Genomic DNA, 15371 nt, shown 5'->3' with positions numbered 1-15371 from the left:
TAACCCTGGTGTATCCCTTAAGCCTGACCCATGATATATGGTCTCAGATAAGCGGAAATCAAAACCCATTCGTTATGTCTTGGTCTTATTTGGTCTCTGATGATGAAATCTTTGCTATAACAGACGCTTTAGTGCCTAGGATGATTCAGAAATTTTGATCAAAACTACTTAGCTCGGGTTCTTGTACCCGAAGTTCTCTGGCCATTTGCCGTCCACCCATAAGCGCTTGTTCAATAGGCAATCCCGAAGCGACACCCCAACCCCAAAGCACGAGAGCTCCGGCTGCAACCCCTAAGGAATCCCAAGGGGCTGCAATCAGATGACGCCCGCCATAGGTCCCGAGCCACGACATGACCGCCAAAAATCCCATAAAGACTAAAAACCAAATTCCATGCCAAATGTGAGACAAAGGCCAACCTTGCTTCCTAAAAGACAGAGCATAAAACACGAGTCCTACCGCGAAAAATAAAATCACTTGACCATTGATAGGCCATCCCACCCAGTAGATAATCAAAGCCGAGATCATCGTGGCCAATGGGCTAACAATCTTAGCCCAGGGTGTACGAAACGGCCTGGTTTGATCGGGCAAAGTCCTTCGCATCACCATGTGGGATATGGGTATAACCAACCGGATAAACAGGGCACAGGTGACGATGACCCCAACTAACGCTTGCCAACTGGGAAAAGGTAACAAGAAAAAGACACTAAAGAGCAAATTCACCAACAAGGCTCTGGTCGGTACCCCCGTTTTCTCACTCACATGCGCAAGAAATTTAGGGGCCCATCCCTCAAGACCTAACGCATAGACGATCCTCGATACAACGGCTGTTCCGGATAACGCCGTTCCTGAGGGTGATAAGATGGCATCGGCATAGAGAAAATAGGAAAACCAAACCAAATTCACAGCAATTAACAAATTGGCAAATGGCGCATTAAATGACAACCCACTCCAATTGACGCGAGCAAGCAAACTAGGAGGAACGGCTCCTAAAAATACCAGTTGCAGCAAGGTATAGAGTAAAAAGGAGAAGCCCACGACCATCAATAACACGCGAGGAATTTGCTGGTTAGGATTTTTCGCTTCCGCGGCCAATTCCAAGGGTCCGCTCGATCCCAAATACGCATAAACGATCCCGGATGTCGCCAGCGCCAGGAAAATACTCTTGATATGAAACGGCATAAACCCATGGGATGTCAAATTACTGGCATGAAAACTCGTAGCCAACAAGATAATAATCGTCGCAATCGGCACCGCCAATTTAATCACGGTGATCGGTCCATTAATTCGGGCAAAAAACCTGATCCCCAGCAAATTGATATAAGTAAAAAGGACCACCAAGGCTGCCGCCACGAGCACGCCTTCGGGCGTCATGGTGGTTCCGTTAAATAACCCGGGCAGATAAGAACTGGCATATTGAATGACAGCCGCCGCCTCGGTTGCAGCCCCCGCTGCCCCAGGGATCCAACTGCCCCACCCGATCAAAAATGCCACTAACGATCCATGAGAATACAAAGGATAGCGCATAGCTCCCCCAGCTCTGGGGAACATGCCAACTAACTCGCCATTGATCAGGGCGCCTAACAAGACCACAATGCCGCCGATAACCCAGGCTATCAAAGAAGCCGGCCCAGCGATTTTGGCCGCATTATAGGATCCGAATAACCAACCCGATCCGACAACCCCGGTAATCGAAACAAATACCAGATCCCAAAAGGTGAGCTCCCGGCGATAGGGCGCGACGTCGGGATCTAAAGAGAGGGTACTAACATGCGATTCTTTGACCATAGGATGGATCCGTCCTTTCTGTGGGCAAATGACAAATCATCACCGGATTGATCGCTGTGGGCTAAAGTCCATCATCAAGGGAGAAGGAACTGCGAAAATACAAACCAACTCACACGTTTACTGTAACATGGCACGGCAAAAATTGCCGAGACAACCCTCGTCATATGTCACAAAATTTGCATTGTCCCGTCAAAAGTCCGTTTATATTTCTCTATTTATGTTAGATTTTCTGGGCGATATATCATAACTCTTACATAATTTGCGTGGATCGAATCCTGCTTGGCGTTTTGACCGGGACTTGTCACAGTCATTTTTTTTGCTTCGCTATCTAGCAATGAGGCGCGGGTTAGGTGCGAATAGAGCAGAAAGCTGCCCCACGATTTCCCCACAAATCCCTGAACCCCATTGCCCCTCAAGAGTATTTGTGTAAATGATGATGGCCAAACCTTATGGGCTAAGGTCTCGATGGGAAGAGGGGTCGATTTCAAGAGGCTGGGGCGTGGGTAATCCGATAAACCCAGAGGCCAGGGCCATAATCAATAATCCGGCCAAGCGGAACAGCCAGATCAATCCCAGCACACCACTTGCCCATCCCACGAAAATCTCGCCCAGCGGTGTGGCCATGCTCATACCCGTAGACACGATTCCCCCAATGCGCCCCCGCACCTCGGGCGCTGTCATGAGAACGATTTGGGTAGAAAGTAATGTATTGATGATCCCCACCGTGATTCCCGCAAGCAGTAAACAAAGAAGGCTCGCCCACAAACGAGGATACAAGGTCATACTAACAAAGGCGGTTCCAAGCACAACAAAACTCCCCATAATCGTCTTGGACATTTCCCAGTTTTTGTGCAGTGACGAAGCGAAGAAGCTGCCGACAATCACGCCGATGAGAAATGCCACGCTAAAGAATCCATAGGAAACGGCCCCCCGGTGCAGAATCTGACGCACCCAGGCGACATCCATAATGCTAATCGGCGTGAGCACAAAATTAATCGCGATTGTCAAAGGAATTAATCGACGAAGGAAAGCACTCTGCCAAATGATCTGCAGGCCTTCTATCAAATCTTCACGAATCCTGTGATGAGACGACACGTATTGCATGGACCGGGTATTGGGCCGGGTTATCAGCAAGCTCAGTGCGGAAACGCCAAAACTTATGCCATTTAACAAAAACAGCAATGACGGACCGCCAAGCGCTAATAGCCAACCCCCAGTGCCAAGACCGACGAGTTGTGAGAGGGCACTACTACTTTGATTCACGCTATTAGCTTCGGGATAGAGATCTTGCCCCGTCACTTCCGGCAAATAGGCCATCTCTGCCGCATTAAATAAGGTTTCTAACAGATTCAGAAGAAATAATATAACGGCCAGAAGGACGAGATGCAGATCATGAAACCAAAACAGAGCCACTAAACTTACACTTAATACCGCCCGCAGCCAATCGGTCAATACCAACGTTCTGCGGTGATTCCAACGGTCTGCAAACACTCCGGAGACAATGCCCATCAGCCCTGCAATGCCTGCAGTACCGAGCACATACCCTAAATCGGTGCGGTTATGGGTGGTACTCAAAATAAACCACGAGACCCCCATCAGAAAGAGCGCATTCCCCACTTGGGAAACCCATTGACCGGAAATCAAAACGATAAACTGCGGATGTTTCCACAAACGCCGTGACGCCAACATCAAACCCTCCTCAAGTATCTGCTGGTGTTCCACTAAGCATGTCGGAAAAACACCCCATGAGGTTCGGGTTTTGAGATAGGGTGGAATGAAAAATGCCAAAAAACAATTCCTGGTACACAAACTACCAAGCCATCGGACAACGTCCCGAGATGGGATTAGCTTTTTCGACTTACGTGCATCAATCTCATCACAGTTCTGATCAAGAAATGCGGCGGACCATCCTTGTCGTCGGCAGTTTAGATGTGGGTATCACAGGCCATGCGAAAGAGTTTCGCCGGATCCGCCATCTGATATAAGAGATATTGCCTGTCATTCACGACAAGATGTTGCTCCGGCTGGCGGGCCGGGGTTTTCACATGCCATCTAGCTGGCAAAACCAAGGCCATTTTTGAGGTCATACGAAGGTGCGATGGAGGCGAAGAGACGGGAATAGTTTCAAATGCCACATGAAATCCGGACCGGGTGATACTGAGCATATGAAGACGTCGGGCCTTTTGCGGAGAGAGAAAGAAAGACAAATTGATATGGGTAGGATGGGTTACGTCACTGAGTTGATATCCTCTGTGAATAGATCCGTCTGTTGAGACAAAACGACGAAGAGCGGTATTGCTCACTAAACGCCTCGGCCACCCCAAATCAGTCCAACGCATCGACAACGGGGATAACGACCTCATCTGGGTCATCGCCACGTGAACATCCAGCCATATTGAGCCTAGAGGCTCGACCCGCACCGTCCAGGTCATTCGGATATCAAATTCCCCCGCTTTGAGCCATTGCCACAAGGCTTTTTCCCTACCTAATACGATTCGGTAAGGATCCGGGAATAACAACGGCCCGTCATCATGTGGCAAAGCGAGCAGGCGGCGTTGTAATAAATGCCGGGCTTGATGTAGCCGCGATTTCACCGTGCCCACGGGAAGATGATACACACGTGCCAAATCCTCAAGTGTTGCTTCCACAAATAACCGGTCCTGGATTATCCCTTGCAAGGTCTTTGGCAACTGCTTAATGAGCAAGCGTATTTCTTGTTCAAATTCTTTATCTTCCACCACGTCATGACCCGATGAGAAGGCTGGTCGGTCAGCCACAATGTCCACCGATTTTTGCCTTCTCCAGTAATCGGCGACGACATGCTTGGCAATACCCATGACATAGCCGTGATTCCCCTGCACCCAGATGGCGTTCACATGCTCTCGGGGACGATCAAAGAATTTCAGCCAAATCTCTTGAACCACATCCTCGACATCCTGCTCCGGAACTCTGTTCTGACAATAACGCCGGATGGAGGAATCGATCGCGGTACACCATTCATCCCAATCATCCATAGGTTTTACCTCCAAACGGTTGATGTCCACCGACCACTCTTGTTGGCCATACCCACATGACATCCCTTAAAACGCGTCTCTCTTATACCTTCTTCCTCCCAGGTAACCCCTAGAGACTCTTTTCGTTTGACTGAATTCATTGCCTATTATCGTACACAAAATGTTTGAGGAAGCTGTGCATTGTCAACAAAAAGATTGGGGTAATTTCCAAGGTATCAATTTCTTCCGGGGCTCCTGGGAACATATGTCTGCGGGCAATATCCGGTACTTTGTTGTCGTTCATGAGGGCCTAATTGAAGAAAGCGCCCGAGTCATCAGGGCAGATAGCCAGTGGAATGAGTATGGGAGAACAATCTAATGCTGCGAAGTCTCGCCCCCAAGAGGAACGGTCCCAACCGTTCCTCTTGGGGGCTTTTCGTGATGCGTGCATTCGCTTTCCTCGTCTTGTCAATTGTTAAAGTCCTGGCCATCCCAATGCTAGGGGACAGGCGTCCAACTAATACCTCCATTTGTGGTATGATACAACATCCCTTGGACAGCCTGAAGCCAACCATCGGTAGCACTGGTAAAACCTAAAGCTCCCCATGCATAATTTAGCGAAGTGGGAAACGAATGCATCGTCCATGATCTCCCGTTATTGACCGATAGCACCCAACGCTGATCTTGAAAAACGAGCCATAATATGGGGCCTTCTGACCCTGCCATTTCTAGAGGTTGTCCCACGCGTTGGACCTCTTGGTTCACAAAATGATTTATATCAGTTAAGGCTTGCTCAAAGTTTTCATGTTGAGCCTCATTCCATGTCTGTCCGCCATCAGCGGTCCACCAACAGGTGTTAGAGTACGGTGCTCCCACCACACCACTGTGTCCAATAAAACTGACGTCGGTTAAACCATCTTGAGGTGTCCAGCCCGGTAGCGTTACCATGGCCCAGCTTTTTCCGCCATTAAGGGTTTTGAACAAATGACTTTGCCGTACCACCCAGCCGTTCGCTTCACTGGTAAAATCGAGACTATTACCACTGCCATCAAATTGCCACTGCGACGACGCGGGCAGTCTCCCTACAGGTTGCCAACGGCTTCCGCCATTTTGAGTCATGACAATTTGATTGGGGTGTCCCGGAAGCCCTAAACCATAGCCGACAAACTGGGTGACAAAACTCACCGACTTCACCGGTTCCGGTGGGGGAAAAATTTGCTGCCAGGTCTTCCCGCCATTTAAGGTCCTTAGCACTTGTGTATTATTAAGCCCGTCGACCAACCAACCCTGTTTTTGCGAGACAAAGCTCAGAGCAGCGTATCCAGGCACGCCATTGGCCCCGTAAATCGGGGGATAGGTATTCCAACTTTGACCCCCGTTTTGTGTCGACCAGATAGCTGTCGTGCCCAAATTTCGAGCAGAACTGACCCCACCTAAAAATGTCGCACCATTGACCACGGCAAGAGGGCCCGGTGCCAATTCCGGGGCTTTAGGCGCATCAGACGGAGCATCTGGTGCCGGCCCAGCTCCGGCGGTGGATTTGGCCGCCACCACCTTCCATCCCGTCTGTGGGGTATCATGAATCACCGTATAGGATGTCTGGCTCATTCCCGATCCGCCTTGCAAAATAACCCAGATACTTTTCGGTGTCGCCACCGTGATATGGGCAGCCATAGGAACAGTTGAGCCAAAAATATAGACAGGACTCCACCGTTTTCCTCCATCGGTGGTATGCCAAATGCGACTATCTCCGACCACCCAGCCTAGCTGCTGTCCCCAAAAAGCAACGGCCAAAGGATGAAACGGTGTCGCTAACACCTGCCAGTGCCGTCCCCCATCGTGTGTTTCATAAAGACCATCGCCTGGTCCTCCACTTCCCGGAGGAGCGCTCGGCGTTCCCATCACAGCATAGCCCGTATGAGTGCCCGTAAAACTGATGGAGATAAATGGGGACCCACCGTGATAGCGAACCTGCCAGCTTTTTCCGCCATCGGTGGTAGCTACCAAGGTGTAGTCACTCCACGTCCATCCCGTTTTATTGTTGATAAATTGAATTCCCCAAAAATTTGCCGCATGCGAATAGACCGAGCTCCACGCATTCCCACCATCTGTGGTTTGCCAAATCCCTCCGCATCCGGCCAAAAACCCCTGCGAAGGGCTGAGAAAATCAATGGCCTGCATACGGGTCTGATCGGCTGTATTCACAGAAATTTGTGGCAAAGTATTTTCCGTGGGAGATGGTGCCTGGGACACAGGCTGTTTGGAGGATATAGGTGAAGAAGGCGTAGGAGAAGAAGAGTGAAAAGATGGGGAAGAGGACGGAGAAGGATTGACGCTGACGCCACAGCCGGTGACACTCAGCATCAATGTAAGGGCCATGAATGGCGTTCTCAGTGGTTTCATCAAAAAACCTCCTGACGTTATGCACAGTTCTCATCACTGCCAATAACGCCAGGAAGCACATAGGGGTTACCAATATCTTGAGGAATATTGGAGGACTCGGGATTTAAAGATTGTGCTAAGAACCAAAAAACTCTCGTCATCGAGGCCTTTGCCGTGTTTGTAGCTCATAACTATCCCGCTTGTCAAACAGATGAGAATGGCCTCCCCACCATTAAATGCTCTCCGCCGGAAGGCTCAATGACGAGGCCCGTGCTTCGTAAAGTCCAGCGAGATGCCTCAATCTGAAAGGGAAACCACCACGGCAGATGCCCTACGGTATCCAGAGCAATCCGGTCTTGGTCTAAAGTCTGAAGCGTCGCATAAAGTACAAAGGTTAAGAGTTCAGCCCCTACAACCGTGACTGGAGAGGAATGTAACCTGTAGTGGCCGATTTTCTCCCGCTTTAATACTTGCCATTCGGTCAGTGACCCTAAAATCATCCGGACGCCAACGCGGACTCTTTCGGTATCGCCATAAATCGTCGCGATTTGCGCGTAAACTTGGCGGGTCGTAAACCCTTCTGATAGGGCTAACAACCGCCCTATCGCCGTAACCGTGTCCCGAAAAAATGGATAGGCAGTGATAAAGAGTCCCCAATATCCGAGAATCCGGTTTTCATTCAAGGTCTTCACTAAAACATCGTAATTTAAAGGATCTTGCCAAAAAGGTTGATTCCACAGCCGGGTCATAATGGTCGCCGCTTTCTTGCGTGCGGCTTGTCCTTGAATATGCTGCCAGCGGGGTATGAGGGTCGCTGGGGAAATAGACTCTCCCCTTAACCACCAGTGATACACCATGTCTAAGTCGGCCCAGCGAATCTTATGATCAATCCCGACGCGCGGTCCTGGCCTTACCATATCACCACCACCGGCACCATGAGTTCTTCCCACGAAATACTACCATGACTCACGCCCTGAGCTTCAGTATTGAAGGCTTCATGGGATCGGGCTAATAAGGGATAGGTTCCGACGGGTAAAGTATGGGCAAAGGGCCAGTCTATACCCCACTGATTATCGAGATTGACACTGCGGCGTAAGGTTTCGGATTCAAAAATCTGAACTCGTTCCCCCTTGGTGGCGCTTAATGACCCGGTAGGAGGTTTGCCAATCCCCCGCACTGGTGTATGGCCATGGTCGCTAGTGATGACTATGTGATAATGTCTTTCTTGAAGTGCCTTGATAAGTTGAGACAACCAGCCCACATCTTTCATCCATTGTTTTAGATCGGCGAGAATTTGCCTCATGCCCATTTGGGCATGATGTGCCAAATCATCGACCATATTCGCGACACATCCTACCATGATCGCATCCCGACTGTCTATTTGCTGCATGAAATCTTTTACGGTCATTGTATCCACCGTATTCTGGTAAAGAACACGGTATAAATCCATGCCCTGTTCCTTCCAAAATGTCTTCCATGCCTTCTCTTCTCCTTGCGTTGTATAGATGGATCCGGCGAAAGCTCGGGGGATACGTCCCGAAAATATCGCTTGGCGAGAAACACTAGTGATGCTCGGTACCCATGCCATCACAGCCCACTGATCGCACTGGTCCCACTTCAGGGAAAGAAACTGACGTAGATAAATCCATTCCGGCAAACTCAGCCCATCAAGCACCACAAGCGCCCACCGGTCGTGGCGAATACGCCACTCATGGCTTATCCACTGGGGAATATGATGGACCATTTTGGGCCGGGGTAAATGCGGTAAAGACGCCATCAGGGCGTAATGATGGAGAACCCATTCATAAAATACGCGCTCAATCTCACAGGTGAGTGGGGAATAGGTATCATTTCCTAAGTAAGTGGCGAGGTAAATGCGAGCCATATCATAGGCTTTGTCAATCCAATCAAGACCGACCAGATGCTCCCTGTGCAAAAATTCTTGAATACTATGATGGGTTTCCTCTCCAATGATGACTTCATTTTCCCCAATGTGATCATCACCCCCTAATCGTTTGATCCAATAGCTCCCTTGTAGCCATAACAGGTCATTCTGGTGAGACCACTGGGCCAGATATTGTTGCCATTTCTCTCGGGACAGGAGCACCTCAGATAACGGGATTTCACTATGCCAATACCCGTTCAACAAAGTACTTAACCACGATATCAATCCGGGTGACAATCCTAAATCCGTCGAATGGACTCGGAAAATTAACGTCAGAAGATCTTCTTCACTTCCCACTAAGTCGGGATCGACCCGGTATAACGTGCGCATAACGAAGACGGCACTGTCTTCATAGGTCAGAGACTTTTGGGGATAACGGGGTGATTCGAGAATCTGATCGAAGGCACGGGAATCTAAAGCATCGAGTACGGCCACATCCAAATTCGGAAAGACCTGGTTCATAGATAGATAGAGCTGGTTTGCACGGCTCACAACATCATAAGGCAGTTGATGAAGATCAAAATAACCCGTTCTCACCACCAAGATAGGAGTGCTCTGATGTTGATCCCATTTCATGCGAAAGTCCTCTTCGTAAACTAAACGAAAACGCAGGGGATCCTCGTAACTGAGGACCACGATCTCTTGCTGCTGCAAAAGTGCCAGCAACTCTTCATCTAATAATAAGCCATGGGGATCAGAGATAACCCGCACTCTCTTACTCGATTCACAAATGAAATCGACAATGCGCTGGCGCCACGTCATAGGTTTTTGACCTCCACAATCAACAACGGGGTGATCTGGGCAATGGTTTTTTGCATCTGATCAAGTTGTGCTTGCCGTTTGTCCAGTTCTTGTCGCAACCGCTTGAGGCGAAACTCACGCACTTCCGGTAAGCCAACATGCTCGGCCATTTGCACGCGGATGCGGTAGGCTTTGATGGCTTTGTCTCTTTCCCCCTGCAAAAACATCTGGTGAGAAGCGATGAGGTCTTGATAAGAAGATCGACCTTCTTCTTCGGCAGCTTGTCGAAGCCTATGAAATTCCTCATCACTTAGGACCCGGTGCGCCGTAATCTGTCCCTGAAATTCTATTTGGCATAGTTGTTCCCATATCTTTTGTGCCGTCGTTCGAAACCGTTTGCCATCATGCGAAATAAACAGAGGGATAAGACGGGACCGTTTTTGCTCCGAAGTCGTGAGAGTCAATTTCCATAGGCTCCACAGGCCCTGTAATCCTTGTGGAAATTGGGGCGAGATAAGCGTCACAACCATTTCACCCGGTGTTACCCAGGGTACCTGGTCAATGAGCTGGGCGATACGGGGATGATGAATACCCACGTAATGGGCATGGACCGCCCGGTCCCGTTTTCGAAAAACAGCTTGGGATATGACCTCACCGTCCGGAAAATGAATATCGATGCCAAACAGGCGTGGCTCAATCATACCGCCTCGCGCCATCACATATTGCTCGGTCATCAACTGTACCCATTCAGGAAAAGGATGCCGTAACGCCTGGGACACTTTCTTTAAATCAGGCGGCGACGCACTAATCGCATCAATTTGGTGTCGACTGCTCTTGGCTTGAGTCTCGACGCTTTCCACAAATTCCCTCAAGTATTGCTCTGTCCGCTCTGGATTCATTAAAGATTCCATAAAGAGATGCGGATAATTAATATCCGTGCCGGAGGAATCTAACACATCCCCGAGCTTATCGATTCCCATTTCCTCTAGTATCCTCTGCAGTTTTTCTAATAAAACTTGATGGACTCTCGATTCCACGGTGTCTTGCAAGACAAAGTTGAAGGCCCAAACGTCATGGGTTTGCCCAATCCGATCGACACGCCCAATGCGCTGTTCAATTTTCATGGGATTCCAGGGCAAATCGTAGTTAATGACCACATGAGCGAACTGCAGATTCAATCCCTCTCCACCTGCATCGGTGGATATCAAAATTTGACTGGCATCCCGGAACTCTTCTTGCACAGCAAGCCGTTCCTCCAGGCTCATTTGACCATTGAGTATGCTGACTCGGTATCCCGCTTCTTTCAGCATTTTCGCCAACATGGCTTGAGTCGGAAGAAATTCCGTAAAAATGAGGAATTTCATGTCGCTTGTTTCTTTTTGCCGCAGTTCATCCATTAATCGCAATAAACGGTCTAAACGGGCGTCCGCATGATTTAAGGCAACCAGTGCTAAATCCTTAAGACTTAATAGGTGTTGCCGTTCTCCGCCAATCACCGATCCCGCCATAATTTCCTTATTTTCCTCGTCATCTTCACTGATTACAGAATGCTCATCCTCTTGTTCTTCCTGCCCATCTAAGACCTGAAGTCGCCTTTCAATAGCGCGTAAAATCGCCGCAGGTGATGAGGTCACCAACCGCTGCATGAGAATCAAGAGAAAGGCTTGGGAAAATTGTTTAGCACGCAAAGCCTTCTGATAACGGTGCCGGACATAGTCGGTTACGGCCTCATATAATGCTCTTTGCGCTTGATACTGGGGCTCACTCCAATCGACCAAGACTAATTCCACGATCCGCGGCTTAAAAAGAGGTGTGCCATCCAACGACAAGGCCTGCCGTTTGGCCGTACGAATCACATACGGCCTGACATCTTCTGGCGTCATGTGATCCGCGTCAATGAAGCGTTCGGCATCAAGTAAGGACAAGAGGCGCACAAATTGGTCTGATTTTCCCTGGTGTGGCGTCGCCGAAAGCAGCAGGAGATAGGGTGAAGCCATAGCCAGCGCTTGCCCTAAACGAAAGCGGGCCACGTAATCGGTGCTTCCGCCAAGCCTATGCGCTTCATCAACAATAATGAGATCCCAGGGCACATGGGTAATCGCATCAAAATGTCTCCGGTTATATTCCGCAATCTGCCGAGCTTCCCATCCCGCGCGTTTGGCCAATGGCTTAATGCTATCGTGAGAAACAATGACCTGATTGTGGTCGAGCCATAACCTTTCGGGTTGGACGCCATCAACCCGTTTCATGTCCTCCCCGGTAATGAGCTGGAAGACCTCGTCAAAATGCAACCAGAGTTCACTCTTCCATTGCTGCATGAGTCCTTTGGGAGTGACAATTAAAATACGCTGGATGAGCCCACGCAATTTTAGTTCACGAATCACCAATCCGGCTTCAATGGTCTTTCCCAAACCCACTTCATCGGCCAAAAGAAGCCGTCCCTGCCCGCCGTAAATAACACGCTCCAATACCGCGAACTGGTGGGGCATTGGTTCAATTTGCCCCTCCAATGGCGCTAACAGCACATCTTGGTTTAAGGCCTGAATAATTCGGCCCACTAAAGCACGGTAGCGAATCTCGGCGAGCGAAAGAACCCTGGCATCACCGAGCTCCTCTTCGCGAACCGTGATGACCCGCTCTTCGTTCGGTAGCCACACCTGACATGTTTTTTGGTCGAACACGGTCTGGCAATCCAGGATACGCACCATTTGAGAACATGAGGGAAGATATCGCCACGTGTTCATCGCATCAACGACTTCGCATTATGAATAAACTGGGACAAAAAGATATCCTCTTGGACCATAGCAGGTGGCAATTTATCTCCAACCAAAACAATGTCGGCGTATTTTTGTTCCATCCATAACCGTTTAAATCCCGCCTTGAGGGCCTCAGTCCGGCACATTTTGAGGCGTTTACTGCTGCTGGTTTTAGCCTCATCAAGATAGTGCTCAAATTCCCGCCACAATTCCCGTTCTCGCAACTTCTCGAGGTCTGCAGCTTTACGGGGATCGGGAACATACCAAAAGCCCTTGGCTTTTTGCCGCATTTCCCGGGTTATTTCTGTTCCCCGGAAAGTATGATAGTTGGCTCGTAAATAACTCATGATTTGTTCGGGGATCTCGTCTTCCCCGTCATATTTTAAGAAGTTTTGTTCCAGAAGCTCCATTAATTCCGGCAATTTCTCATATTTATTCAGATGCTGAATGGATTTCATGAAATCCGGCTGCAAATCATGGTAGGCTTGCGGTTTATTTATCAGTCGTTGGCGAATCCATTCAATGGCACTTGATTCATTAGAAACAAAGAGATCGGCTTGTAATAACTCTTTAACAAGAATCTTCTTCTGATCATATTCCGCTACCTGATCTTCCATAAACACCATGCCGTCGCGCACCGGGTATCGCCTCACCAGTTCCGATTGAAAATCCCCTGAGGTGAGAATGGGCAACGGCCATCCACGGGATACATAATATGCCACTAACCGGTCGTAAATGTTGCGGGGCCTACGTTCTTCAATGAGTTGTGCTTGACCGCGTTTGCCCACAAATACCGGCAAATGCCGCAGATGCTCATCAACAAAGGACCAGATTCCGGCACTCTGTCCTGACACCGCTTCCATCTCGTCAGTCATCTTTTCAGACGGTTTATACGCGGAAATAACGAGATCTTTCCTTACCGCAGTCGTTGTCGTCACCGCTTTGAAGCTTCCTTGTTGTTTATCCAAAGCAGAGACATTCGCAATGACGAAGCCGGCCTGTTGAATAGCTTGGGTAATCGCATTCCATACGGCTGTTTGGGTATTGCTAAATTCAACGGTCATCCAGCGCCCGGGTTTCAACATCCGGTATGCTGCCTCAAAACTTTGGGTCATAAGTTTTTGATAATCTTCAAGAGTCTTCTTCTGCACCGGATTTACTATGGCCTCGGGTCCATTATTCGTAAAGACCTTAAGCCATGCTTCCCACAAAAAGTTAAGTTCCGAATACATAATATTGGATCCGAAAGTCCCGCGGTTAAATGTCAAGAACCGATCAGCTTAGGACAACGACGAACAGGGCCAGGTCAACATAAACCTGCCTAAAAGGAGGTGGTAGATAATGGCAAATCAGTTGTCAATCCCTTTAGTGCGGCATCAACTTCCTTTCGTCGTAGATTTGGCCCCGGGTCAGCATCCCGTAGACCACGCCGACCAACTTGCGTGCCGTCAAGACCAACGCCCGCTTATGCGCGTGGTGCGTGGCTTCGTGGTACTTCTTCTCGTAAAAGGCTTTGAACTGCGGGTCCCGCACCCGGACCCTCTCCGCCGCTTCGATGAAGTAGTACCGCAAATAGACGTTCCCCGTCCGCGTCAGCGGACGGATGTCGGCATCAAAATTCCCCGATTGATGCGGGCGCCAGGTCAGCCCCGCATATTTGGCCAAGGCATTTTCCGACGGAAATCGTTCGATGGGACCGATTTCGGCCAAGAGGCCCGCGCCATAGACCGGACCAATCCCCGGAATCGTGGTCAGGGTTTGGCGAAACGCCTGCATGTCACGGGCAATCACTTTGTCCAGCGCCTGTTGTTGATGTTCCAAGGCCCGGATGGTGTCCAAATGCAGGACCAAGCTTTGGTGCCGCGCGTCCTGCTCGTCCGGATGCAACCGAAAGGCGCGCCGCGCCAAGCGGTGCAAGGTCTGCGCAATGTCATCGGGCGCTTTCAGCCGTTGGCGACCGGCCGCCGCGATTTCCGCCACCAGATCCGCCAGCGGGATGGCTGCCAGCGTATCGGGCGTGTAGCGTTCCAACACGGTTTGCGACGCTACCCCAAAGACGTTCGAGAAAAACGGCTCCTCCGTATGGGCATACTGCCCCCAGACACAAAACAATTGCACCAACGCGCGATTTTTTTCTTGGGTGATGAGGTGGCTCAGCTGCCGACGATGGCGGGTCAAGACCTGCAACGCCGCATAGCGCGGATCCGGCGGGGTCCAGGGCGTGACGCGCCCAAACCGCATGACATCCGCAATCAGGGCGGCATCCGCTCGGTCGGTTTTGCCCCGATCCACATAGGTCTCTCGGAATTTCTGGACGACTTTCGGATTGAGGACGTACCAGGTGGGTTGCCACCGCTGCAAGTCGGGGGTTTGCGTCAGCCATTCCATCAGCGGCACATGGTACACGGACGTGGCCTCGACGCCAATGGCCAGCCGCGCGTACGGCGCGGCGTGGGGGTGCAGCCAAGCGACGAATTGCTCGGCCCCCGCCTGATCGTTGGGGACGGTCGTCCGCGCGACGACATGGCCATCCGCCGCCATCGCGCAGACGACGTGAGCCCCGAGACTGGTGTCAATACCGACGTACAACACGCTATCCATGGGATTTCACCTCCCTTCGCGGAGGAATGCATCGGGAACGGGATTTCGCCGACGCGCCGACGCCTTCGCCGCAACCTCGCTTATAAGCCGTCATCGCCACCCGCGGTGTGCGATAGACCGGTGCCACGGGTCTCCACGAGGGGAGCGGCATCCCGCGCGTTAACTGT

At 50.3% G+C, this 15371-nt stretch carries 9 protein-coding genes; all 9 read right to left on the bottom strand.

Going from position 1 to position 15371, the window contains the following annotated elements; all coding sequences use genetic code 11:
• Positions 1–145: 145 nt before the first annotated feature.
• The 9 genes from B8987_RS12805 to B8987_RS12765 all read right to left on the bottom strand — a co-directional run bounded on the left by B8987_RS12805 (position 146) and on the right by B8987_RS12765 (position 15204).
• Entirely contained in the window at positions 146–1786 is a 1641-nt protein-coding gene (locus B8987_RS12805) for an APC family permease (protein ID WP_020373669.1), read from the bottom strand.
• Positions 1787–2233: 447 nt separating this feature from the next.
• Positions 2234–3475, bottom strand: coding sequence for an MFS transporter (locus B8987_RS12800; RefSeq protein ID WP_020373668.1), 1242 nt, complete (start codon positions 3473–3475; stop codon positions 2234–2236).
• Between the two features lie 236 nt (positions 3476–3711).
• A complete protein-coding gene (locus B8987_RS12795) occupies positions 3712–4800 on the bottom strand; it encodes an RNA polymerase sigma factor (RefSeq protein ID WP_020373667.1) in 1089 nt (362 codons plus the stop codon).
• A gap of 477 nt (positions 4801–5277) precedes the next feature.
• Positions 5278–7182, bottom strand: coding sequence for a beta propeller repeat protein (locus B8987_RS12790; RefSeq protein WP_020373665.1), 1905 nt, complete (start codon positions 7180–7182; stop codon positions 5278–5280).
• Positions 7183–7364: 182 nt separating this feature from the next.
• On the bottom strand, positions 7365–8078 hold the full coding sequence (locus B8987_RS12785; RefSeq protein WP_020373664.1) for a hypothetical protein: 714 nt from the start codon (positions 8076–8078) through the stop codon (positions 7365–7367).
• Positions 8072–9868, bottom strand: coding sequence for a BREX-3 system phosphatase PglZ (gene pglZ / locus B8987_RS12780; RefSeq protein WP_020373663.1), 1797 nt, complete (start codon positions 9866–9868; stop codon positions 8072–8074). The genes B8987_RS12785 and pglZ overlap by 7 nt, the downstream gene beginning before the upstream one ends.
• Positions 9865–12528 (bottom strand): DEAD/DEAH box helicase, encoded by a 2664-nt coding sequence (locus B8987_RS12775; RefSeq protein WP_020373662.1) that lies wholly within the window; start codon positions 12526–12528, stop codon positions 9865–9867. The genes pglZ and B8987_RS12775 overlap by 4 nt, the downstream gene beginning before the upstream one ends.
• A 59-nt stretch (positions 12529–12587) precedes the next feature.
• Positions 12588–13835, bottom strand: a complete 1248-nt coding sequence (locus B8987_RS12770; RefSeq protein ID WP_020373661.1) for a hypothetical protein — start codon at positions 13833–13835, stop codon at positions 12588–12590.
• 133 nt (positions 13836–13968) lie between these two features.
• Entirely contained in the window at positions 13969–15204 is a 1236-nt protein-coding gene (locus B8987_RS12765; RefSeq protein ID WP_084661662.1) for an IS110 family RNA-guided transposase, read from the bottom strand.
• Positions 15205–15371 lie beyond the last annotated feature (167 nt).

It is taken from the genome of Sulfobacillus thermosulfidooxidans DSM 9293 (assembly GCF_900176145.1).
Lineage (GTDB): Bacteria > Bacillota > Sulfobacillia > Sulfobacillales > Sulfobacillaceae > Sulfobacillus > Sulfobacillus thermosulfidooxidans.
This window is presented reverse-complemented; position numbering and strand designations above follow the sequence as displayed.

Coding starts and splice junctions, on each gene's coding strand:
- B8987_RS12805 (WP_020373669.1), bottom strand. CDS start 1,786: ATGGTCAAAGAATCGCATGTTAGTACCCTCTCTTTAGATCCCGACGTC.
- B8987_RS12800 (WP_020373668.1), bottom strand. CDS start 3,475: ATGTTGGCGTCACGGCGTTTGTGGAAACATCCGCAGTTTATCGTTTTG.
- B8987_RS12795 (WP_020373667.1), bottom strand. CDS start 4,800: ATGGATGATTGGGATGAATGGTGTACCGCGATCGATTCCTCCATCCGG.
- B8987_RS12790 (WP_020373665.1), bottom strand. CDS start 7,182: ATGAAACCACTGAGAACGCCATTCATGGCCCTTACATTGATGCTGAGT.
- B8987_RS12785 (WP_020373664.1), bottom strand. CDS start 8,078: ATGGTAAGGCCAGGACCGCGCGTCGGGATTGATCATAAGATTCGCTGG.
- pglZ (WP_020373663.1), bottom strand. CDS start 9,868: ATGACGTGGCGCCAGCGCATTGTCGATTTCATTTGTGAATCGAGTAAG.
- B8987_RS12770 (WP_020373661.1), bottom strand. CDS start 13,835: ATGTATTCGGAACTTAACTTTTTGTGGGAAGCATGGCTTAAGGTCTTT.
- B8987_RS12765 (WP_084661662.1), bottom strand. CDS start 15,204: ATGGATAGCGTGTTGTACGTCGGTATTGACACCAGTCTCGGGGCTCAC.